The 21,658-nt window shown below is 53.9% G+C and carries 19 protein-coding genes, 2 tRNA genes and 1 riboswitch; of the genes, 8 read left to right on the top strand and 13 right to left on the bottom strand.

What is annotated here, in order from left to right:
* Window positions 1–214: 214 nt before the first annotated feature.
* Complete coding sequence (locus HPC62_RS13705; RefSeq protein WP_172356532.1) at window positions 215–580, top strand: DUF1818 family protein; 366 nt, start codon at window positions 215–217, stop codon at window positions 578–580.
* Window positions 581–609: 29 nt separating this feature from the next.
* Here HPC62_RS13705 and cysC read toward each other — a convergent pair whose 3' ends face one another.
* Both cysC and HPC62_RS13695 read right to left on the bottom strand, forming a co-directional pair.
* Window positions 610–1,170: an adenylyl-sulfate kinase gene (gene cysC / locus HPC62_RS13700; protein ID WP_172356530.1), complete on the bottom strand. Its 561-nt coding sequence runs from the start codon at window positions 1,168–1,170 to the stop codon at window positions 610–612.
* Window positions 1,171–1,283: 113 nt separating this feature from the next.
* Window positions 1,284–2,123: an ion transporter gene (locus HPC62_RS13695; RefSeq protein ID WP_172356528.1), complete on the bottom strand. Its 840-nt coding sequence runs from the start codon at window positions 2,121–2,123 to the stop codon at window positions 1,284–1,286.
* 149 nt (window positions 2,124–2,272) lie between these two features.
* Window positions 2,273–2,451: riboswitch (cobalamin riboswitch) on the top strand.
* Window positions 2,452–2,569: 118 nt separating this feature from the next.
* Here HPC62_RS13695 and HPC62_RS13690 point away from each other — a divergent pair.
* The 4 genes from HPC62_RS13690 (at window position 2,570) to HPC62_RS13675 (ending at window position 6,203) form a co-directional block, all read left to right on the top strand.
* Window positions 2,570–3,805 (top strand): sirohydrochlorin chelatase, encoded by a 1,236-nt coding sequence (locus HPC62_RS13690; protein ID WP_172358949.1) that lies wholly within the window; start codon window positions 2,570–2,572, stop codon window positions 3,803–3,805.
* Between the two features lie 14 nt (window positions 3,806–3,819).
* Window positions 3,820–4,074, top strand: a complete 255-nt coding sequence (sipA, locus tag HPC62_RS13685) for a regulatory protein SipA (protein WP_172356526.1) — start codon at window positions 3,820–3,822, stop codon at window positions 4,072–4,074.
* 205 nt (window positions 4,075–4,279) lie between these two features.
* Window positions 4,280–5,593: an NF041680 family putative transposase gene (locus HPC62_RS13680; protein ID WP_172353244.1), complete on the top strand. Its 1,314-nt coding sequence runs from the start codon at window positions 4,280–4,282 to the stop codon at window positions 5,591–5,593.
* Window positions 5,594–5,831: 238 nt separating this feature from the next.
* Entirely contained in the window at window positions 5,832–6,203 is a 372-nt protein-coding gene (locus HPC62_RS13675; protein WP_172356524.1) for a PhnD/SsuA/transferrin family substrate-binding protein, read from the top strand.
* Here HPC62_RS13675 and HPC62_RS13670 read toward each other — a convergent pair.
* The 6 genes from HPC62_RS13670 to HPC62_RS13645 all read right to left on the bottom strand — a co-directional run bounded on the left by HPC62_RS13670 (window position 6,187) and on the right by HPC62_RS13645 (window position 12,402).
* A protein-coding gene (locus HPC62_RS13670) for an IS630 family transposase (RefSeq protein ID WP_205370190.1) occupies window positions 6,187–7,070 on the bottom strand; the annotation gives its coding sequence in 2 pieces (ribosomal slippage) (window positions 6,187–6,741 and window positions 6,744–7,070; 882 coding nt in all). The genes HPC62_RS13675 and HPC62_RS13670 overlap by 17 nt on opposite strands.
* A 363-nt stretch (window positions 7,071–7,433) precedes the next feature.
* Window positions 7,434–8,834 (bottom strand): glycosyltransferase, encoded by a 1,401-nt coding sequence (locus HPC62_RS13665; RefSeq protein WP_172356522.1) that lies wholly within the window; start codon window positions 8,832–8,834, stop codon window positions 7,434–7,436.
* Between the two features lie 899 nt (window positions 8,835–9,733).
* Window positions 9,734–10,816, bottom strand: coding sequence for a glycosyltransferase family 4 protein (locus tag HPC62_RS13660; RefSeq protein ID WP_172356520.1), 1,083 nt, complete (start codon window positions 10,814–10,816; stop codon window positions 9,734–9,736).
* A 405-nt stretch (window positions 10,817–11,221) separates the two neighbouring features.
* Complete coding sequence (locus tag HPC62_RS13655; protein WP_172356518.1) at window positions 11,222–11,443, bottom strand: hypothetical protein; 222 nt, start codon at window positions 11,441–11,443, stop codon at window positions 11,222–11,224.
* Between the two features lie 54 nt (window positions 11,444–11,497).
* Window positions 11,498–12,286 carry a DNA/RNA nuclease SfsA gene (gene sfsA / locus HPC62_RS13650; RefSeq protein ID WP_390819223.1) on the bottom strand — a complete coding sequence of 263 codons (789 nt, stop codon included), beginning with the start codon at window positions 12,284–12,286 and terminating at the stop codon, window positions 11,498–11,500.
* 42 nt (window positions 12,287–12,328) lie between these two features.
* Window positions 12,329–12,402: transfer RNA gene (locus HPC62_RS13645), tRNA-Pro, on the bottom strand.
* A gap of 292 nt (window positions 12,403–12,694) precedes the next feature.
* Between HPC62_RS13645 and HPC62_RS13640 the strand changes: the two genes are divergently transcribed.
* A tRNA-His gene (locus tag HPC62_RS13640) sits at window positions 12,695–12,767 on the top strand.
* Window positions 12,768–12,781: 14 nt separating this feature from the next.
* Here HPC62_RS13640 and HPC62_RS13635 read toward each other — a convergent pair.
* The 5 genes from HPC62_RS13635 to HPC62_RS13615 all read right to left on the bottom strand — a co-directional run bounded on the left by HPC62_RS13635 (window position 12,782) and on the right by HPC62_RS13615 (window position 18,351).
* Complete coding sequence (locus tag HPC62_RS13635) at window positions 12,782–14,497, bottom strand: metallophosphoesterase (RefSeq protein ID WP_225910645.1); 1,716 nt, start codon at window positions 14,495–14,497, stop codon at window positions 12,782–12,784.
* A 440-nt stretch (window positions 14,498–14,937) separates the two neighbouring features.
* Window positions 14,938–15,312 (bottom strand): group I truncated hemoglobin, encoded by a 375-nt coding sequence (locus HPC62_RS13630; protein ID WP_172356514.1) that lies wholly within the window; start codon window positions 15,310–15,312, stop codon window positions 14,938–14,940.
* A 638-nt stretch (window positions 15,313–15,950) separates the two neighbouring features.
* Window positions 15,951–16,247 (bottom strand): CsgG/HfaB family protein, encoded by a 297-nt coding sequence (locus HPC62_RS13625; protein WP_255548825.1) that lies wholly within the window; start codon window positions 16,245–16,247, stop codon window positions 15,951–15,953.
* Window positions 16,248–16,463: 216 nt separating this feature from the next.
* Window positions 16,464–17,789 carry an IS110 family RNA-guided transposase gene (locus HPC62_RS13620; protein WP_225906777.1) on the bottom strand — a complete coding sequence of 442 codons (1,326 nt, stop codon included), beginning with the start codon at window positions 17,787–17,789 and terminating at the stop codon, window positions 16,464–16,466.
* 376 nt (window positions 17,790–18,165) lie between these two features.
* Entirely contained in the window at window positions 18,166–18,351 is a 186-nt protein-coding gene (locus tag HPC62_RS13615; RefSeq protein ID WP_172356510.1) for a hypothetical protein, read from the bottom strand.
* A 288-nt stretch (window positions 18,352–18,639) separates the two neighbouring features.
* Here HPC62_RS13615 and HPC62_RS13610 point away from each other — a divergent pair.
* A protein-coding gene (locus tag HPC62_RS13610) for an IS630 family transposase (protein ID WP_205370770.1) occupies window positions 18,640–19,594 on the top strand; the annotation gives its coding sequence in 2 pieces (ribosomal slippage) (window positions 18,640–18,983 and window positions 18,982–19,594; 957 coding nt in all).
* Window positions 19,595–19,818: 224 nt separating this feature from the next.
* Window positions 19,819–21,294, top strand: coding sequence for a hypothetical protein (locus tag HPC62_RS13605; RefSeq protein WP_172356508.1), 1,476 nt, complete (start codon window positions 19,819–19,821; stop codon window positions 21,292–21,294).
* Window positions 21,295–21,658: the final 364 nt, after the last annotated feature.

Here is a 21,658-nt window from a genome sequence, read left to right as displayed (position 1 = left end):
AACGCAAAGGGATGATGCGATCCAGAGATCAGGCACGTCAAGATCCTATCCTCTTCTTCCGTCATCCCATCCCATTGATTCCGACAGCACGCTTGAGGCTTGCTACAACCAAGAGCTACCAACGAAATTGCGAGAAGCCCCGCAGGTTCTTGACTGCCATTCAATCGCCAATCCAAAATCCAAAATCGCCAATCCAAAATCGATATCACTCCCAATGCCTCGCACCCTCAAACGCGGCCCCGGCTGGCAAATCGGCTGGGACGAAGACGCGCCCGAATTTGTTGGACTCGTTGGCGGCGACGACTGGGCGCTGGAGCTAACCGCAGCGGAACTGGAGGATTTTTGTCGGCTGGCGGGGCAACTGGCGGAAACCATGAGCCAGATGACGGCAGAATTGATGGAAGAGGAGCGGATTGCCTGTGAACTGGAGAGCGATCGCCTCTGGCTGGAGGTCGAAGGGTTTCCCCAGTCCTACAGTCTGCGGATGATCCTGCTGACGGGCCGCCGTGCCGAGATGGGATGGAACGCAGCAGCCGTACCAGGACTAATTCAGGCGGCGCAGTCGCTCAGGGTTTTCTAGTCCCCTTTCTGTCCCCTTGCTTAGACTCCCTACTGCTGTTTGAGCGAGGCCGCAGGCTGCCCAGTCAGATATCCCTGCTGCTTCAGGAAATTCAGCACCTTGGCGGCGCTCTCTTCTAGGGTTTCTTGATCGGTGCGGCATTCCACTTCCGGATTCAGCGGCGCTTCGTAGGGGTCGTCGATGCCTGTGAACTGCTTGATTTCGCCCGCCCGTGCTTTTTTGTAGAGGCCCTTCACGTCGCGCTCTTCGCACACGCTGAGCGGCGCGTTGACATACACTTCCACGAAATCTCCGATGCGATCGCGCATTTCGTTGCGCACATCCCGATAGGGCGAAATCGCCGACACCAGCACAATCACGCCATTGCGGCTGAGCAGGTGCGCCACAAACCCAATGCGGCGGATGTTTTCGTCCCGGTCTTCCTTGCTAAAGCCTAGCCCCTTGGTGAGATGCTGGCGCACGATGTCGCCGTCCAGCACCTCTACCGCCAAGCCGCGATCGCGCAGTTCCTTTTCCACCGCCATGCGAATCGTCGTCTTGCCTGCGCCGCTCAGCCCGGTAAACCAAACTGTGACCCCTCGCTGCTGCATTGCTTTTTGCTCCTCACGATAGAACTAGCACAAGAACCAGCACGCTCTTGGGGGCACCGACGGGCGCAAACCAAGAACGCTCTGGAAAACCAGAAATAAAACTGCCCCCTAGTCTACTTGATCACGTTCTCCACTTGGGTTGGATTTGTATCACTCTCTCCCGGAAAAAACGCTGGCTTTGCAGGCAGCCGCGTCCCACAGTTTTTGCAAAACAAGGCATCCGAGTCATGCACCGACAGGTCGCAATTTGAGCATTGCACAGCGACACGAGTGCCCGTTTTAACCAACTGCTTGATCAAATCGCCCAACTGCCAGGGAATAAACAAAATTCCGGTCAATAGCATCAAAATGGTGAGCGATCGCCCACCATCGGTAATTGGCACCACATCCCCCAAGCCTGCCGTTGAAATGGTCGAAATCGAGAAATAAATCGCGTCAAAAAACGTGCTGAATTGCTCCGGGTTGACCGGATGTTCGACCTGATAGATCAGCCCAGAATAGACAAACACGATAGAAAACAGCGTGAACAAAATGCGGGCAACAATGGCGCTGTCTTCCGTCGTGACATAGCCAAACACCGTCCGCCCTTCAAAAAATCGCGCCAGCCGCAAAATCCGAAACCAGCGGAAAATGCGGATAAACCGAATATCCACTGCGCCCAAGAAAAATGGCAAAATCGCCATCAAATCAATCAGCCCAAAGAGGCTGAACACAAACTTGAGTCGATCTTCCGCACACCACAGCCGCAGCAAATATTCCAGCGAAAACAGCAGCAGCAGCACCAAATCCAGCGCCCCCAAAACCGTCCGCCACTCCTCCGACAGCGGATAGGTCTGCGCGACAAAAATCGCCACCGACAGCAGCACCAGCCCGGTAATCAGCAGGTTGAGCGCCTTTCCGGTAGGCGTGTCGATATCTTCGAGGTAAAAGGCGATGCGCTTGCGAAAAGACATTGGGAAAACGCAATTGAAAACGCATTGAAAAAAACGCAATTGAAAACGCAATCCGGGGAAGGACGCGATTCCGCGATCCTCTTATTATCCCCTCATTCCCAATCTGGGACACATCCCAATCCCCCTCTCCCCCATTCCACGACTCCCCGCCTGGGGTAAGATGGCTAGGCACATGTGAACAGCCGCAGGGTGGGAAAGTCCGGTGAGAGTCCGGCGCTGTGCCGCAACTGTGATGGGAGCTGGAGCATGTTTCGTTGGGTAAACATCAAATCATCCAAATCATCCAAAGCTCCCCAGCCAGAACGCCAGCCTGCTGCTTTTTCACTCTAGCTCTCGCGTCGCACGGGAACGGAGTTTTGATTTTTATGACCCTTTCTATTGACCCTGTTTCTTCAAAGTCCAATTTCCCCATTGCTGCAAACTCTGAGTCGCTAGCGCAGCCGCTGATGTATCCTCTGGAGTCAGAGCAGGGGGCGATCGCCCTCGGAAATTCGCCCCAGATCGATCTTCCCCCGCTACCGATGCAGCGTCCGGTGCTGCTGGTGGGCCACGGCAGCCGCGATGCCGATGGTCGCCAGGGCTTGCTAGATTTTGCAGCGGCGTATCAGGCGTTGGATCTCTCGCGTCCGGTCGTGCCCTGCTTTTTGGAACTGACGGAGCCATCGATTCAGCAGGGCGTAGACGAGTGCGTTGCCAAGGGCTATACCGACCTTTCGGTGCTGCCTGTGCTGCTGTTTGCGGCGCGACACAACAAGTTCGACGTGACCAATGAACTGGATCGCGCCAGCCAGCGCCATCCCCAAGTCACGTTTCACTATGGGCGGCATTTTGGCATTACGCCAGGAATTCTGGATCTATGGCGATCGCGCCTCGCAGATCTCGACCAGCCGCAGTGGAACCCCCAGGGCATTGCGCGGGAAGACACAGTGCTGCTGTTTGTGGGGCGCGGAGCTAGCGATCCCGATGCCAACGGCGACGTATACAAAATGGCGCGAATTCTCTGGGAAGGCAGCGGCTATCACACCGTCGAAACCTGCTTTATCGGCATTACCCACCCCCGGCTAGAAGAGGGTTTCCGCCGCGCCCGTCTGTATCAGCCCAGGCGGATTATCGTGCTGCCCTACTTTTTGTTTACGGGCGTGCTGGTCAAGAAAATTGCCACAATTACTGCTCAACAGCAGGCCCAGTTTCCCGATGTTTCGATGGTCTGCCTGCCAGAAATGGGGCTGCACAGGACGCTGTTTTCTGTATTGCGCGATCGCGAAATCGAAACGCAGCTTGGGCAGGTGCAGATGAATTGCGAAATGTGCAAGTTTCGTCTGGCGGCTGTCGGCAATGGCGCAGCCCACGGGCATGACCACGCGCACGCACACGGGCACAATCATGGACATGCACACGCACACGGGCACAATCACGAGCACGCACGCGGGCACGATCATGGACACACGCATGAACATGCCCAAAATCATGCTCAAAATCATGCTCAAGATCATGCACATAGACCCAGCCATCCGCAGGATCACACGCATGACCACACGCATAATCCTACGCACGACCATGAACCCAGCCACGCCCACGGGCATCCCCACAGTCATACGCATGGGCATCATCATCATGGCGAAATGATCGATCCCTATGCGGAACCGAGCCAGTATCATGAAAAAATCTGGCAAGTTCCCTGAACGAGGGTGAAGCAATGGCAGAACTAGATGGAACAGAGGAGAAGGTGTTTCAGGTGGGCGATCGGGTGCGGGCGATCGCCCTGCCAACCTACCTCAAAACCGCAGAACCCATGCCCATGCTGCGTCCACCCGACCTGATTAAGGTTGGAGAAGAAGGTATTGTGCTAGATCGCCGTCCCGGTGGCTATTGGGGCGTGCGGTTTGGGCGCGGCGCGTTTTTGCTAGAAAGTCAGTATCTCGAAAAGGTTGTGGAATCAGGAAGTCTGTAACGATACCTGTGGCTTTCCAAAATAAGCAGACCTTACGCACTTGCGATAAGTTTTCTGGATTTTGAACGATTTCTCGCGAGCGCCGCCCACGAGAAATCGTCTAACTGCGTAAGTCCTTTAGTTTGGACTAATGGTGAAGAGGAAGGCAGTCAATGAGAAGCACCGACTGCCGTAAGGTCAATGAAGTACAACCAACATTGACCCCATGATTTTCAACGAACTTCAGCAATTTCGCCAAACGTTGTATGCCAGCTTGGGAAACGCCAGAGATGCCCTGTTTGATCTGATGGATGCCGTGTTAGTGAGTGCGTGCATCGTGTCGTTTGTGAGGCTATCGCAGAGTCCTGTCTTTCGTCGCCAGTGGTCGAGCACCTATGAAGCGTTGCGCGATAGCCGCCTACCCCGATCAAAGGTGCTGAAGCTGTTGGTGCAGCAGATACCGACTCAGCAGCAACCGTTGTTGGCAGGTGATGCGAGTCGGTGGAACCGTCCTGCTGCCAGGCGTTTGAAAGACCGCACCTTATCAGGCAGAACAGGACATGCCCCGATAGCCGGACAAAACTACAGTACCTTAGCCTGGATTGCTGAAGACAGGGGCAGTTGGGCATTACCATTGCGGCATGAGCGCATCACCAGCTTTGAAACACCCGCCAGTAAAGCGGCATTCCAACTCAAACAAGTGACTCGGCAGTTAGCGGTGCGTCCGTTGGCGATCTACGACCGAGGGTACGGCAATGCCAGTTTTGTCAACCAAACGGCAGGGATTGAGGCAGACTTGCTGCTGCGGGTTACATCCAATCGATGTGTCTATGGCGCGCCCCCAGCGTATCGAGGGCGAGGCGCACCTGCCAAGCATGGACATAAGATGAAACTCAATGACCCTGACACTTGGAGTGTCCCGGTCGAAACCGTTGAAGTCGATGATCCCAACTGGGGACGAGTGCGGGTCAGTCGTTGGAGTGCATACCATTTCCGCAAATCCCCCAAACGGGCAATGGAAGTGTTGCGCGTGGAGGTGCTGGAGACACAGAGCAGCACGCGACGCTTGGCTCCTTTGTGGTTAGTTTGGCTGGGTGAGCAGATGCCTCCGTTAGAAACCCTGTGGTTGCACTACCTCCGTCGCTTTGCCATTGAACACTGGTATCGCTTTGCCAAGCAGAGGCTATATTGGACACATCCCCAGTTCAGTTCTGTATCGGCAACCGAACAGTGGAGCAGCCTGATGCCGTTGCTCAGTTGGCAGTTGTGGTTAGCGCGAAAGGACTGTACTGACCACCCCTTGCCCTGGCAGGCACCGCAAGAAACGTTGACTCCGGGTCGGGTCGCACAAGCGTTTGCAGGCATTTTGGCAGCGATTGGCACCCCTGCTCCTGCGCCTAAACCTCGTGGTAAATCGCCAGGACGAGGCAAGGGGCACAAGCCAACTCCTCGTCCCTGCTATCCGATGGTCAAAAAACGAGCCTCGAAACGCAAGACATCCGAACAATCCCTGAACAGTCCGGTTGCAACAGCAGCTTAACTGCGAGCAGGATTGTATCCAATTCCTTAAGTTCAACTGTTATGAACGGTTGAGCAGATTCTTTATGGCATCCTGTTGAGCATTATTGTGATGCCAGTTAGTCCAAACTAAAGTAAGTCCTAACAAAAGCATAAGATTAAATAAGTTTGGTAAACCTTATTTATGCTTTGGTGACTTTTTATGATGGGCGGGAACTCTAAGCTGAGTTCTGCCAATCTAGCATAGTCCCCAAAATGCCATGAAACGACGCAATTTCCTGTGGTATTCCAGTCTCTTTATTGCTGGCTGTAGTGCAACCTCCACGGCTTCGCGGGTATCCACTGTCAAATTACCTGAGAAAATTAGATTCGCAATTACGGATGTTCAGGGAATTGATGAATTAAAGGAAAAGTACGATCCGTTTCGGGCGGCTTTGGAAGACGTTTTAGAAACTTCCGTTGAGTTTTTTCCTATGGATGATTTGCTCACGGCCGCCTCTGCATTGCAAACCAATCAACTGGATTTGGTTTGGGCCGGCCCATCTGAATATGTCACCATCCACGCCCGCACTCAAGCCACACCACTGGTCAGCTTGATTCGCTCCAACTATAGCCCTACGCAGTCACGTTAGGGCATTCTCTAAAAGCAGCATCAACACAATCGCGAAAGTTATCAAACTCATCCCAGCGTTGCCGCATCCAATTCTTCAGCACAAACCACCAATGCTCAATCTCGTTCAAGTCTGGGGAATAAGGGGGTAAATACCAAATCTCACACCCTGCTTGAGCCACGATCTCTTCAATGGTTTGAGAATGATGGAAACTGGCATTGTCAATCACAATCACATCTCCCGCTCGCAGTTGGGGGACTAAGCACTCCTCCAACCCCCTCTCCACTAAATCCCGGTTGCACGAGCCAGCAAAGGTCATTGGCGCAAAGAGGCTGTTCTCTCGTAAGGCCGCAATCCAACTGACTCGTTCGGTGCGTTTTCCTGATTTAAGCCCATAGAAGCGGTCTCCAACCTCGCAGTAGCCGTAGGGATAAACGTCTCGATGATCAATGCCTGCTTCATCGACATAGACAACCTGATGCGGCAGCTTACTCCTCAAGCGCTCTTGAAACTCTTGTCGCTTCAGGTCGTCTCGTTCCCGATAGCCATAGGTCTTTTTTTTCGACTAAACCCAATCTTTCGCAAGGCTCGACTGATGTCCTGCTGTGTCACATTATCCCCCCACAGGGTTGCCAGTCTCGCTTGGGTCTGATCCCCATGCTGCTTGACAAACTCACGAAAGCGCGACCAGTCGGTAATCTTATGCCGATTTCCTCGCTGAAACCCAGTCATCGCTCGGCAATCTCCCGTTTCTTTTTCCCGTTTCAACCACAGGTCTAAGGTATTGCGACTGATGTTGAACATTCGACAGACATCAACTTTGCGGTGACCTTGTTTCACGGCTTCAATCGCTTTGCAACGCAAGTCGTAGCTGTAGGGGGCGGGCATAGGTGTTCCTAAACTCTCCTGATGGCTCTATGATAACGTCCTAACCCAAATACGTAGTGCTATAATAAATATAAAGCCCAAAGACCCTGCGCCGCCCGCGCAGCGGGCGGCGCAGGGTTCAGGATCTGTTTTTTAATTTGGTCTATCTACTTATTAGGCTGAGGAGAAGCTTTTGGGAGATAACGATTGCGCCGTATTTGCGGCAGCCAGTCCCCGCGACAACACTCAAAAGGAGCGCAGGCACACCCACACTCCTTTTGATTCCTTTAATTCCTGACTCCTAGATGGGTTAGCCAGCCCAGCGCAGAAGGCAGCCAGTGCTGTTGTGCGTCCTATCTACGTCCTGGCATTCTAACCAGTATGCTAAGACACATTCACTAGCGGCTGCTCCAGCGGCTCGGCGGGCAGTGAACTGAGGGCGGCTGCGGTGGTTGGAGCCATCGGAACCGACAGCAGATCGCCTGTGAGCGATTGTGCCAGCAGCCTGCGATAGAGGTCGCTGAGGCGAGCGGCCACTGCGCTCCAGCTAAAGTTTTGCTGGACTCGTAGGGAAGCCTGACGACGCAGACGGTGGGCCCAGAGGTCGTCGCTGAGAATGCGGGCGATCGCCCCCGCAAAGCCGTCTACATCCTGCGGAGCCACTAGCAGCCCCGTTTCCTCCGGCACGACGGCAAACTTCAGCCCGCCAACATCCGACGCGACCACGGGCGTACCGCAGGCCATCGCCTCCAGCGCCACTAGCCCAAAGGGTTCAAACTGGCTGGGCACAACGCACACATCTGCAGCGGTGTAATACAGCGGCAGACGATCGTGTCCGACCTGACCGACAAACTCCGTGACGGCGTTTAGCCCCAGTTCGGCTACAAGCGACTGGATGCGATCGCGCTCGGCCAGGCTCTCGGCATCGTCGGCCGCGCCCACCAGCAGCAGCCGCAGCGGTTCCCCTGCTAGGGTATCCATTTGCTTGATTTGGGCACAGGCTCGCACCAGCGTCTCAATTCCCTTGCGCGGGTCAAACCGTCCTACATGCAGCACCACGTTTTCCGAGGGCGACAGGCCCAACTGGGCGCGGGCATCGCTGCGCGACATCTGGTGGAACACGTCCAAGTCAGTGCCACCGGGAATCACCTGCACGTTGCCGGGAGTGGCCACCAATTCCCGCAGGGTTTCTTGCTCTTGGGGGCTGGTTGCCACGATGCAGTTCGCGCCGACGAGCGTATGCCGCTCTACGGCCATGCGGTGGTCGGCAACCAGCGGCTTTTGAGCCATGCCTGCGTATTTAACCGCCGCCAGAGAGTGGTAAGTATGAACCAGTTGAATATTGCTCTCCTGCTTCAGTTGCAGCCCCACCCAGCCTGCGAGCCAGTAGTGGGTATGCACCAGCGGATAGTGAAATCCGTCCTTGGTCTGAAACTTACGGAAAGCTTCGACAAAGGCGGGCATATGCTCCAACAGGCGATCGCGCGGGATAAACTCCTGCGGGCCAGCGACCAGACGAATCGTGCGGTGGTGGGGCGAATGCTGCACGATCGTTGGATCGTCGGGATTCGTCTTGCGGGTAAACACATCCACCTGCCAGCCAAGCTTGGCCAGCGCCTCGCTGATTTGATTCACGTATACCCGGCTGCCGCTGGCTTCTTCGCGCTGAAATTCCAGCGCCGGATCATTATGAACCAGGATAAGGGCGATCGCCTGCCGCTGGGGCCCAGCAGAAAACGTTGCCCTAGGATGACGCGATTGGGATACGGGAGGGGTCTGGGACATTGCTAACCTCGTAGACTTGGATATCGTACCGGACACCGCAGCCAAGCCAACCCTCTAGCTAGGATAGGATCTTCCTGTCCGGTTGGTCTGACCTCGCCAGTGAACCATCGGCGAACCGCTAACAATCCTGAAATAAGCCGTGATGTTCGTTAGGGTTCCTTTACACTGCCATATTGTGCCGTGTGGAGCGATTAAACGCTGTATCGAGCGTGCTGCTTTTTAAGTTTTTCTCCAGGGGCATTGTATAGAGCAGAGGTACGCCAACAATGTGCTAGGTCACGACATGAGCGATGTCTCGGAAGGGGTGAACGAAAAAATCAGGAACACGCGAGGGACGAACCGCCTGTAGTCGGCGTATCACCTTGCAATACATCTGCAAGGCAAAATGTCTGTAGCGCGAAGGGAAACACGTCAAAGCGTCATCAGTCAAAGCGCCATCACAGTCAAAGCGCCATCATCAGGGGAACTTAGACTACTTCAAGCGCGGGAATTGCGTTCCCGGACTAAAGTGCAAAGAAAGCACGACGCTTTACAAAACCAACTCTGCAATTTACAAACCCTGCAATTTGCAAACCCTGCAATTTACAAAACCAGAACCCGATGCAGGCGGCTCGCACCCTGTGCTGATTCTGTGCTGACCCTGGGCTAACATGGGCTGAACTCAAACTGGGACCTGACTTGACCAGGGTCAACCTTATCTTGTGGTTTGGAAGCCAACTCTGCGGCAACCCGGATAGACTGCCATCCCTGCGGCACTACAGAAGCGCTATAAGCGGCGCTACAGATATAAGAGTTGCAACTCAACTTCAAAGCATTGCACGTTTGAAGGGTTGAGGCTTCGATCTTAGGGCAGAGTTCGCTCCTCAACCCTTGCTATAACCCCTGCTATTGGTCAAGGGTTACCCGGCCAGCTTTGGCTGCGGCAGGCTGAAAATTGCCGGACTGGTCAACGTGCGATCGCCCACCAGTTGGCGATAGACCTGCTCATAGCCATCGGTCATGCGCTGCACACTGAAGTTCGCCTGGACATGATCTCGACAGGCCCGACGATCGAGCTGCGGCACCTGGGCGATCGCCGCAACACACTCCTCCACCGAATGGCAGAGAAAGCCCGTCTTGCCGTGAGCAATCACTTCGGACGTGGACCCCAGTTCCATCGCCACGACAGGCGTACCCGCCGCCATTGACTCCACCATCACTAGCCCAAACGGTTCGCGCCAAGTGATGGGGAACAGCGTGGCGATCGCCCCGCCCATCAGCACATTTTTCTGCTGATGATTGGCCTCGCCGAGATACTGAATCTGTTCGCCATCGATGTGGGGCTTAATCTGCTGCTCATAGTATTCCCGATCCACCACGTCGATCTTGCCTGCCATCTTCAGCGGATAGCCCGTTTTCTTGGCAATTTCGATGGCGTGATGGGTTCCCTTTTCGGGCGACAGCCGCCCCAAAAATGCCAGATAGGGGGGATCATTCGGCACAGGATGAAACTTGTGGCTCTCTACATCAATCCCGTTGTATACGGTGGCAACATAGTTTAGTCCCAGGCACGGCTCCCGCTGCGTGTTGGAAATGCTCACGTAGGGCTGCCGTTGGGCATAGGTGAACATCTTTTCGTTGTCTGGCGTAAAAATGCCGTGCAGCGTGTGGACGGTTGGCGTTTTGACCAGATTTACATAGGGCAGCGCGGCACAGCCCACATGGGAATGAATTATGTCGAATTCGTCAGCCCGTTCGTAAACCTGAGCCAGTTCCAGCATTTCGTAAATGCCGTATTCTTTCACCGTGCTATCGAGCCGCAGCGCACGAGGATGAACCGATTCCAGATTCGCCAGCGTAATCGAATCTCCTGAAGCAAATAAGGTCACTTCATGCCCCCGTCGGACTAACTCATCCGTGAGCAAGCTCACCACCAGCTCTGTTCCACCGTAGGTGGTAGGAGGAACTCGTTCCCAGAGCGGAGCAATTTGTGCAATACGCATAATTTGTCTCTCCTTTCACGAACATGGCTAGCCGTTTTGATTGGGCTATTCGGTCTAGGAAATTCGCAGGAATTTAGCAAGAATTCTCAGGAATTTGTATCTGAAATGCGCGATGGAAGCAAGCGAGTCGGCAGCATCGGCCGCCAGCGTGACACCAGCTAGAAAACCATTTTCCGCGAAAGTTGATAGACATGAGTAGAGGCAGGGAACCCTGAATCTTGAGCTTCAGCGAAATCAACAATTCTGCTCTTTATCTGCTCTTTATCGGATGTCCACAACTGCGGATGGTCTTCTTTTAACGGTCAACATAATGTCTCGTCTTGTGTCGCAACTTTATCAGATGTATACAGCAGATCCACGCCCCCCAAGGAGGATTAAGAAGTTCCTAGAGGCGTAGAACAGAATTTAAGAAATATTCATGTTTGAGGCAAGGCGGATATCTCTACCGTGGCAAATACGGATATCCGAATCGAGCGATCGCTCTCCATTTTGTTCTAATAGAAACCAAATCCCTGAAAGCTGCTTGCAAAGAGGCTTTTGGGCGATCGCACTGGACTGAAACCGGCTGACTTGGCGCATTCTAACGGTGATCATGACAAATACGAATGAGGCGATTAATCGTGTCATTTGCTACCGTTTTGCGCTGTTCCATTCCTCGATTTTTTCTCTTTTCGCCCTGCGTTATGGCGCTTTTCGTCGTTTGCCCTTGGGTGTGTGAACTTCGATGGGTTGCGTCGTCTCAAGGCAAAGCTCAGCCAGACCTAGATAGCGGATACCCGCAGGCGAAATCTCGAATCGACAGGGCAGCACTTCTAACCCCTGGGCGATCGCCCCCCGCAGCAGTTGCCCATAGACCGGATCAGCGCGATCGCCCGGCGAAAACCGGGTGCAGTCGCCTCGATTAATGAAATACAGCATCACCGGTCGCGCCTGGGGCAGCAGCGCTGTCAACTCTCGCAGATGCTTTTGCCCCCGTTCTGTCACGGTGTCGGGAAACAGCGCCAGGTCGCCCAGCGCCCAGGTGGTGTTTTTGACCTCGATATAAACGGGTCGCCCATCGGCGGCTCCCGTCAATAAAAAATCGACCCGGCTTTTCTGATCCTGTCCGTAGGGCACTTCGCCCCGAATCTGCTGATAGCTGCCCAGTTCTGGAAACAGCCGTGCTTCCAGCGCCGAGCGGACGATGCGGTTGGGCAGCGCCGTATTCACCCCCACCCACGTTGGCCCGTTGTCGTTCACCTCGATCAGTTCCCAGGTATAGGCGAGCGATCGCTTCGGGTTATTGCTAGGCGACACCATCACGCGACTGCCAGGGCAATTGACCCCCGTCATCGGCCCGGTATTGGGGCAGTGCGCTGTAACGATCTCGCCACTCTCTAGCTCAATGTCCGCGAAAAATCGCTTGTAGCGCCTAACCAACACGCCAGACAAAAGAGGCGGATAGGGATAAATCCAGTCCGTTTGCACCACTACCCGCCTTTAGCAATTTGCAGTTCCATTCAAAATGAAAAATCGGGATGACAGGATTTGAACCTGCGGCATCCTGCTCCCAAAGCAGGCGCGCTACCAAGCTGCGCTACATCCCGAAGCGAGTTGTCGCCTTCCCTAGTATAGCGGACTGGATAGCTGAGTCAGAAGTTGGGGTCATAGATATTCCCACACACCAGATCACAAGGATCAAACAGACCCAGGGCATACGCACTTGCGATAGGCTTTCTGGATTTTGGGCAATTTCTTGCGGACACAGCCCGCGAGAAATTGCCCAACTGCGTAAGTTCTAAGATCAACGTAAGTTCTAAGATCAAAAGGCACAAAATTTGTGACAAGGCCCATCAGCCAAATGCTATACTAGTATTCGCCTGTAGAGGGCACTGTACGGCGAGCGTAGCCAAGTGGTTAAGGCAGCGGATTGTGGTTCCGCCATTCGTGGGTTCGAGTCCCATCGTTCGCCCTTGTTTCACATCCTTATCCAACGCCAAGCTGAAACTCATCGAACTTGACCACAGGCGCATCCGGGGTGCGCGTGTCAAAGCGGTAGCTACTGATGGTGCCCGTGCCTGTGTCGAAAATGGTGAAGGCGGTGATGTCGTTGCTGGAGAGAAACGGCAGCGGCTGTCCATCATCTCCCGTCACGGGCGCAAGGGTCGGCGTAATCGGTTCCAGCCCCCCCGGATCGCCCGCCGTCACGTAGTTTTCCAGGTTGTAGAATTGCGGGTTCAGATCGGGCAGCTTCCGGGGCTGCGGTTTCCAATAGGCTCCGTAGGTATTGCCCACGTTGGAGGTTTCCAGCAGGTGCAGGCCCGCAGGCGAGCGGAAGCGGTTCCAGACGTGAGAATGCCCGTACAGCACCAGTTGCGCCTGCGCCGCCTCCAGCAGCGGCATCACATCCTTCAGCAAATAGTCGTCCGACTTTGGATAATCGTAGCGAACCACCGCAGGGCTGCCCTCGGCGTTGCGCTCCACTACGCGAATGGGGTCGGTATAAGGCGGCACGACGTTATCCCCCAGGGTATGGGTTGGGTGGTGCAGCATCACGATCTTATAGCGGGCCTGCCGGAACTCCGGGCTGCTCAGTTCCTGCTTTAGCCAGTTGTATTGCGGGCTGCCCTTGCGGATTGGCTCAAAGATAATTTGCCCATAACCCCAGTCTTCGCGGCTATTGAGCTTGGCTTCGGGTTCGCGGAAGCGCCCCTTGGCAGAGGGGTCTAGGCTGGGCACGCGCCACAGGTTGGTGGCAAACAGCGATACCAATCGCACATCGCCAATGGTGGTAGCGTAGTAGGTTTCGCCGCCCTCTGGACTTTGGGGCAGGCTGAAGATTTCTTCGTAGGTGTCGGTGCTGAAGGCGGTGTTGTTTAGTCCGTTGGGGCCGTAGAGCCGCAGCGCTACATCACGGGGAATCGCGTCTTCAAATTCGCCGTTCAAGCTATCTAGGCGGCCGTAGCGCCCCATGATTTCGTGGTTGCCGATTGCCACGTACATCGGCGCGTGCTGAATGATTTCGCCGCCAGTGTAAACCCGCGTAGTGCCGTTGCGCTCTAGGGAATAGCTGGCGCGACCCTGGAGGCAGGGGAAGAATGCACCGCCGCGATTGTCATCAAACCATTCCGAGGCGCGGTCGGGGATGTTCACCGTGTCGCCTGCCAAAAAGACCGCATCCACCTGTCCCACTGTCTCCACGACCTTTTGCAGGTTGGTGGCGGTCATGGGCATACTCTGGTGGTCGGAGGTGAGCAAGATTTTGAGCGGCGTACCGGGCGGTGGCAGGGGAGCCAGGGTAAAGGGGCGGCTGGCGATCGCCCGTGTGAATAGCCCATTGGCCCGCAGGCTGGCGACGCGATAGGGAATGCGCTGCCCCGGTGTCAGGCCCGTCACTTCGGCTTCGTGCCGCCAGATGTCGCGGGGCGTGGGCTGCTGATAGACCTGGCCGGGTTCGGTCTGCTGGCCGACGCGCGATCGCTGGTCTTCGCGCACGCGGGATAGCTTTGTGGTGGTGGCGATCGCCCGCTGCTGGAACCCGTCGCCATATTCCACCCGATGCTCGCCGCCCTCAAACTCGGTAAACCAGACAACGCGCACGCTGGTCGGCGTGGGCAGTTGCAAAAACGGGTCAGTGAGCAGCGTGGCAGCGGGGCGATTGGCGACGACACAGCCATAGGTCAGCGTCAGGACGAGCAGGATGAGAAGGGGCGATCGCCACTGCCCAGTCGATCTCCATCCGGCTTTCCATTGAATACTCCGGCAAGTATTTCTCAAGGAATTCCAAAAAATGCTCCGAAAAGCGCTCCGAAAAGCGTTCTGAAAAGCGTTCTGAACAGTGTTCCGAAAAGTGTTCCGAAAAGTGTTCCGAAAATCATTCCACAGGAAGTTCCAAGGTTGCCATTGAGGGTACATGATGGGCATCGGGAAAGAGGACACAAATCAACTTTACAGAGTTAAAACCCGTTCACCCTGCCTCTTCACCCCAATTTTGCCAAATTCATCGCCAAGTTATTGCCTTTAGGACTTACGCAGTTGGACAATTTCTCGCGGGCGCAGCCCGCGAGAAATTGTCCAAAATCCAGAGAGCTTATCGCAAGTGCGTAAGTCCTGGCTTTCTTGGATCAAGTAATTCAAAACTTTTAGCGATTCAAAACATCGTTGCGATGGGCAACAGATCCCACAATTTCCACCACCTCGTCAATTAGGGCTTGGGGAACCTCTAGCTCGACCAGCGTGGCGACCAGATCTTCGGCGATCGCATCAAAATGGTGATCCGTTAACCCCATCTCCGCAACCAAGCTGCTGTGGGCATCTCTCATCGGCCGACCGTTCCAGTGATTAGCCCCCCCAAAGGCGTAGGTCATAAACGCTTTTTGATGGCGCTTTTGCTGTGCCATGTCTGTATGAGCAAAGAAGTGTTGAACCCGCTCGTCTGCCAAAACCTTCTCGTAAAACTTCTCGACTGCTAAATCCACCGCCGCCGCGCCACCCAGTTTTTCATACAGCGTGTTCATGGAAATGTCTCCTCTGGCAGGTTGTTTTTAATGTCCCATAAAGTATTTTGGAAAAGCCGAAATATTCAACAATGTTGACCTAATATCCAGAGCTTTCTGAATAGTCTGTATAGTCTGTGATAACTGTCCCTGTGCTAAGAACCACAAAGGGGTAGCTCGAATGGCCGCGCACTTTACGCTCCACTGCGAGGCATACCCCTCTTTCCTCTAGCAAGTCAGTGACTTAGGTACAGGCAGTCCGAGTTGGCTAGGGCGTGTTTTAAAACCCTCTGATCCCCCCTAGCCCCCCTTAACAAGGGGGGAACCGAGCCGGGCCACTCCGGAAGTCCCTCTTTTTAAGGAGGGGGATCGACTCAGGGCAATCAATGACCTAGAGAGCTTTAAAGAGAGTTTTAAAACAGTGCCTAGGTTCTGTTTGATCCCCCCAGCCCCCCTTAACAAGGGGGGAACCGAGCCGGGCCACTCCGGAAGTCCCCCTTTTTAAGGAGGGGGATCGACTCAGGGCAATCAATGACCTAGAGAGTTTTAAAACAGTGCCTAGGTTCTGTCTTAGAAGCTGGCTTTCCAGGCGCGTCGCGCTCAAAGCATCAAGCCCTCTCTTTGTGAGATACAAGCGAGATACACCTGGCGAGATACACCTAGCGATTCATATCCTCTACTAGGGAGGCAATCGCCTGCTCAACTGCCCGACTCATTAACTCATCTTCACGGTTTCTATCAGAGCCGCCGCCAATGCCGACGATGGAAACACTGGAAGAGCGATCGCCCGCCGAGCCTCTCCCACGCATTGTGTCCACGATAGCGCCATCTGCCGTGCTGATCATGCGAGCCGTTAACGCGACATTGGCAGTGGTTTCCCGCTGTCCTACGCCGATTCCTAAAAATCCACCCCCTGACCTTTCGGTAGATATATTAAACTCCGTGACCGAACCCATAATCACATAGTCAACGCCGAGTTCGCGGCCGATGGCAACGGCTGTTGATACGTCAGTAACATAGGCCCTGAGGGAGACGGAGTCAACAGTCAACCGTGAAAAGGTACTGAGTAAATTGATGCACAGACTCTAAACGCAGCAAACCATAAGCCAGCCCGAGGTTGGCTACATTGCATTAAATGTTTCATTCCTAAATACGTTCCATTTGTTGAACTGTCATGTGTCTTTTAGCGTAACTTGAACCCTAGAATTACTGCACTCACCTCCTGCACTCGTCGTCACTTCAGCAGCGCTTTGAACTAGCATTACCGCCAGTGGTGACCTCTTGCGCTGGAGCGCCGCCAGATAGCGGTCTTCGTCATAGGGCACTCGGTCTTGCCAGCAGCGCCAGAGAATCCGTCCCCACTTATACGCCAGAGCGCGAATCGCTTTGGGATGACTTTTGCCGGATCGCCGCTGCTGCTGATAGAACGCATTGGCCCACGATGAGTGCCGCCGCGACTGGTCAGCCCACTCTACAAAGGACTGCCGCAAGAACTTTGGACAACTCCAGCGCCAATGCGTCCAGCGTTTCTTGCCACTCTCCTCTTTGACGGGTGCAATGCCGATATAGCTCATAAACGCCTGGGCGCTGCCGAAGCGACTGCGGTCATCGCCAAACGCAATCAGTAGCCGGGGCGCAAGATGGGGTCCTGCTCCGGGTAAAGCATCGAAAAACGCCGCATCTGGCAAAGACTGAAACAATTGCTCAATCGTTTGATTTAACTCATCGAGTCGATGCAACAGCGCCTTGAGCTGAATCACCAGCGTTTGCACCAGCCATTGCATCGGTTCAACAATCCCTGGGTCTTCTGTCAGGGGGATGCCAGCGGTTTGGATTTGGTGAATGCGCCGCTCAATGGCGCTCCGGCGGATGACTCGATGAGACTGGAAGAACAGAGTCAATTCCTCAGCCGAAACCGCTTGGGCAGAGTGGAGGTCAGGGTATTGAGTGATAAAGTCACAAAACACTTGGGTGTCTTTATCCTCAAACCACTCCAGCACTTGAGGATAAAAGTTTTTCAAAGCAGCGGTGATGCGATTGGTCAGTCGTACCTTCTCTCCCACCAGCATGCGGCGGGATTCACTCCACTGCCGCAACGCTCGCAGTTCACAAGATGCGGCTTGCCACGGGGGGATCTTGTCTGGGTGCTTGAGCAGCAGCTCAATCAAAATCTGGGCATCTACGGGGTCTGATTTTGCTCGTGAGGGCTGAAAGGCTCGTCGATAGTTAGAAACCGTGCGCGGATTGATGGGAAACAGCACTAGGTTGTCGTACTGGCACAGCGCGTAAATCAGGGGTCCTCGCTTTTGCTCCAGGCAGATGGCAATTGGGCTGTTGCCGTATCGCTGTTGCAAGGTCGCAACCCAGTTGGCAATCTCTTGCGGTTGAGCGCCAATCACGCTGTATTCTCGCTGTGCGCTCTCGGGGTCGTACAGACAGATGTCGTGTTTGCGATCTGACCAGTCAATGCCGATGTAGGCGACAAAGGTTCTTTCCATCAGCTAAGTTGGGGATAGTTTGTTGTCTGGAACTGGGCTGCCTGCTTCTGAGCGAAGAGATTATGGAAGGTGTCTGTCACCACTCCCTGAGAATTCGTTGAAGGAAGCTGGTCAAGGTTGAGGCGATGCAATATGTTAGTAGACATCGAGATGTCTGACGTTGGATGGTCGTCCTCAATCCCTAGCCCAGTTCCTTTTCCTATTACCATTTCTCTGGCTCTTAGCGATCTCTATGAGAGGAGCGAAGCGATATGTTAGTAGACATCTGACTGTCGCTCACTGCATGGTCGTCTCCTCTCTGTTGCGGTTCTGTCTCCCCATAAAAGCCCTGCCGTCTTCCGCCAACTATGCTGTTGTCTAGAACGATGTAGTCTCCTCAATCCACTAGGGCATCGACAATCAAATCGCTAATGCCCGATGCATTTCCCCGTCTCCAGTAAGACCAATAATAGTTAGTGTCGCTGGTTGCAGAATAGTCAAAATCCAGAACCACGACCCGCTGGCGCTCTCGTTTGGTTGCTTCGACTTGCATCGGAGCAGCAGTTGCGGGGGATGCAAGCATCAGCAAATCCATTCCCCCGATACACAAAGTTCCAGCAAACAGAATCGCAAGGCTAGATTGTAAGTGACTCATCGCTCTTTTGGGCATAGAAATTACAGAGTGAATACGGATATCGTGCGCGACGATCATGAGGGCAGGGCGATCGCCCTGCTTATTGCTGGCAAAGGGTTAACCCCGACTGTTGAGGATTTAGTATTCAACAGGTCAGGGTTTATATAGCAATTTCTAGCCTAGTGAGGCGTATTTTGATATAATCTATTCAGTGAATTTACTTTACCCTTAACTCAAATGCGACCCTACTCACTAGATCTTAGACAAAAAATTATTGATGTCTACATTGAAGGGAATACGTCGCAACGTCAAATCGCTCAACAATTTCGAGTTGCTTACAGTTTCGTGCGAAAGCTGATCAAACAATATCGGGAAACAGGTGAGATTGCCCCCAAACGCCGCACTGAGCAAACGCCAACCAAATTAAGTAATGAGCAACTAGAGATCCTAAAAACGATTGCTGAATCAAATCATGACGCGACATTGGCAGAGTTGTGTGACTTGCTGGAACAAAGGGTCGGTGTTCGGATTGGCGTTTCGACGATGTTTCGTATGTTAGAGAAACTGAACTTAACCCTTAAAAAAAACGCTGTATCCCGACAAAAAGGAAACTGAACGGGTGCAAATCGAACGAGTCAAATTTTGGCAACTGGTTCGAGGATTCCTGGCTCAAGACTTAATCTTTATTGACGAATCAGGAGTGAACCTGGCTTTGACTCGACTCCGGGCACGTGCCCCGAAAGGAAAACGAGCCCATGGCAAGCGTCCCAGCAAACGAGGGAAACGGGTCTCGATTCTTGGTGCAATTAGCCTTAAAAAGGTAATTACCTATTCCAATCTCATCGGTTCAGTCGATGGACTTACCTTTGAAGCCTTCATTTCCCAGAGACTCGTTCCTAAGTTGTGGAAAGGGGCATGTGTCATCATGGATAACTGCTCGATTCATCTTGGTGAAGAAGTTAGGAGGTTGATTGAGGATGCAGGTGCTAAACTGATGTTTCTACCGCCGTACTCGCCGGACTTTTCACCCATCGAGAATTGCTTTTCAAAGATTAAGAGTATTCTGCGCTCCCTTGGGGCACGGAGCTATCTTGATCTAGACAAAGCCATTGAGGAGTCCTTCTCCCAAGTGTCATTGAATGACCTACAGAATTGGTTCTCCCATTGCTGTTACTATGCCTCGCCAGAATGAAAAACGCTATAGCTCGCCAGATTTATCATTCCCGGATTGGACTGCTACTTCACAGAAGTTCTGCGTCGAGGAGACGCACTGGCAAACCTGCTGCCAATCTCTTCCCCCCGTGGCAGAGGAACCTCTGTTAGACCAAAACATTGCTTTTGCCGGAGGACAACCCGTGCATTTCGTACTTCAATAGGGTGGGAACTGAATGCGGGGCGGTAAGGCGTAAGGCAGGTATGGTCAATCCTTCCAGAACATCTTTTAAGGCAACTTTTAGAGCAAAAAGTCCGTCGCGGCCGCTGGTGCGCTGGCTGGATCGTGCAATGGCGCTGGTGGTGCTGCTGAACTTGCTGCTGGTGTTGGTAGATACGAGTTACATCCCGCTGCGCGACTACTACCTGCGATTTTTTCCGCAATTCACAGCCTGGTATGGCGAAACTTATAAAGGTATTGAGCCGCATCGCGTCACCGAGGGCTATTTGGAGCAGGCGGCCAAGCTATGGGACGCAGACTTGGGTTCGCCGGAGTCGGAGGCGCTGCTGAGAAATTTGCGCGATCGCAGCGATGAGCTAATCGACGAAAACCCCTTCAACCTGGCGGGCAAAACGGGGCAACTGGAGCGCCTCAAGCACCGGATGCGGCGGTTTGTGGGCACGGACTCGTCGCGGCAGGCGTTTCGCACCTTTTGGAGTCGTGCCTATCTGGAGCAGATTGGCGAAGACCGAGCGATCGCCTTTTTTGACCGCGAAATCGAGCCACTGCTCCAGCGCAACTACTATCGCGGTGTTGACGAAAACGGACGACCCATCGATCGCTTTTGGCGCATTGACCTCTGGTTTATGGGACTATTTGCGGTGGATCTGGGCCTCCGGCTGTGGCATCTCTACCATCGCTATCGCCGCACCAACTGGTTTGATGTGATCCTGTGGCGCTGGTATGACCTGCTGCTGTTTCTGCCGATTTGGCGATGGCTGCGCGTGATTCCGACGGTGGTTCGGCTGGATCAGTCGGGGCTGCTGCCGATACGATCGCTCCAAAGTCGGGTCAGTCTGGCGATCGCCAGCTACTTTGCCGTGCAACTGACCGAGGTTGTCGTGCTGCGGGTAATCGAACAGGCCCAAGACTTTTTGCGGCAGGGTGGGCTGACCAAGCTGCTGCTCAATCCCGACACGCGGATGCGATACGTAGACGTGACGGGCGTTAACGAAGTCGAAGAAATCGCCCGCCAAATCGCCCATCTCACTGTGCATCAGGTCTTGCCTGCCCTGCGCCCAGACATCGAAGCGCTGCTGCACTACACGCTGACCAGCGTCTTGGAGCAATCACCGGTCTATCGGGGGCTTAGCCGGATGCCGGGGGTCAACGCGCTGCCCCACCAGATGAGCGAGCGGCTGGTGTCTAATGCGACCCAAACGGCCTACGGCAGCCTAGTGACGGCGCTCGACGACCCCAAGGGCGTAGAGCTAACTCGAAATTTAGTTGATCGGGCGGGTAAAACCCTGCGGCAACAACTGCGCGAAGGCGACACATCTCGCGAGCTAGAAAACCTGCTGGCCGACCTACTAGAAGAAATCAAGATTAGCTACGTTCGCCAGATTTCGGAACAGGATATCGAAGCGCTGCGCGACAACAATCGCCACCTGTATGAAATTGCTCAGGCTGGCTTCTTGCCGCCCGATTTGGAACATTCCTCGGAATATTCCGATGCGTAAGTGTTTGCCGAATAATTTGCCAAATAATTTGTGGTCATGAATCGCGTGGGCAGTGATACCGGGCATTAATTCTGTCTAAACATGACAGGATTCAAAGCAATCGCTAAGAATATCCACACATCTTGACAATAGCCAGCACCCCTCACCAAGCGTACTAAAATGTTAGATCGACTTTGTGTCGTGACTGAATCCATAGAATAGACCGCGAAAAGACCCCGAAAACAGCCGTTGGGCAGCGCCAGTTAGCCCCTGCAAAGGCACGTAGATTCACTTGGATTCTAGATCCAGATATCCAGCTTTGTAGAGGCTGGTTGGGCGATCGCCCCTGCGACTGATTCCGATTGTTGCCAGGGCTTTGCCACAA

It is taken from the genome of Thermoleptolyngbya sichuanensis A183 (assembly GCF_013177315.1).
GTDB classification, from domain to species: domain Bacteria; phylum Cyanobacteriota; class Cyanobacteriia; order Elainellales; family Elainellaceae; genus Thermoleptolyngbya; species Thermoleptolyngbya sichuanensis.
The sequence above is the reverse complement of the archived record's forward strand: the minus strand, read 5'-3'. Positions and strand labels throughout refer to the sequence as shown.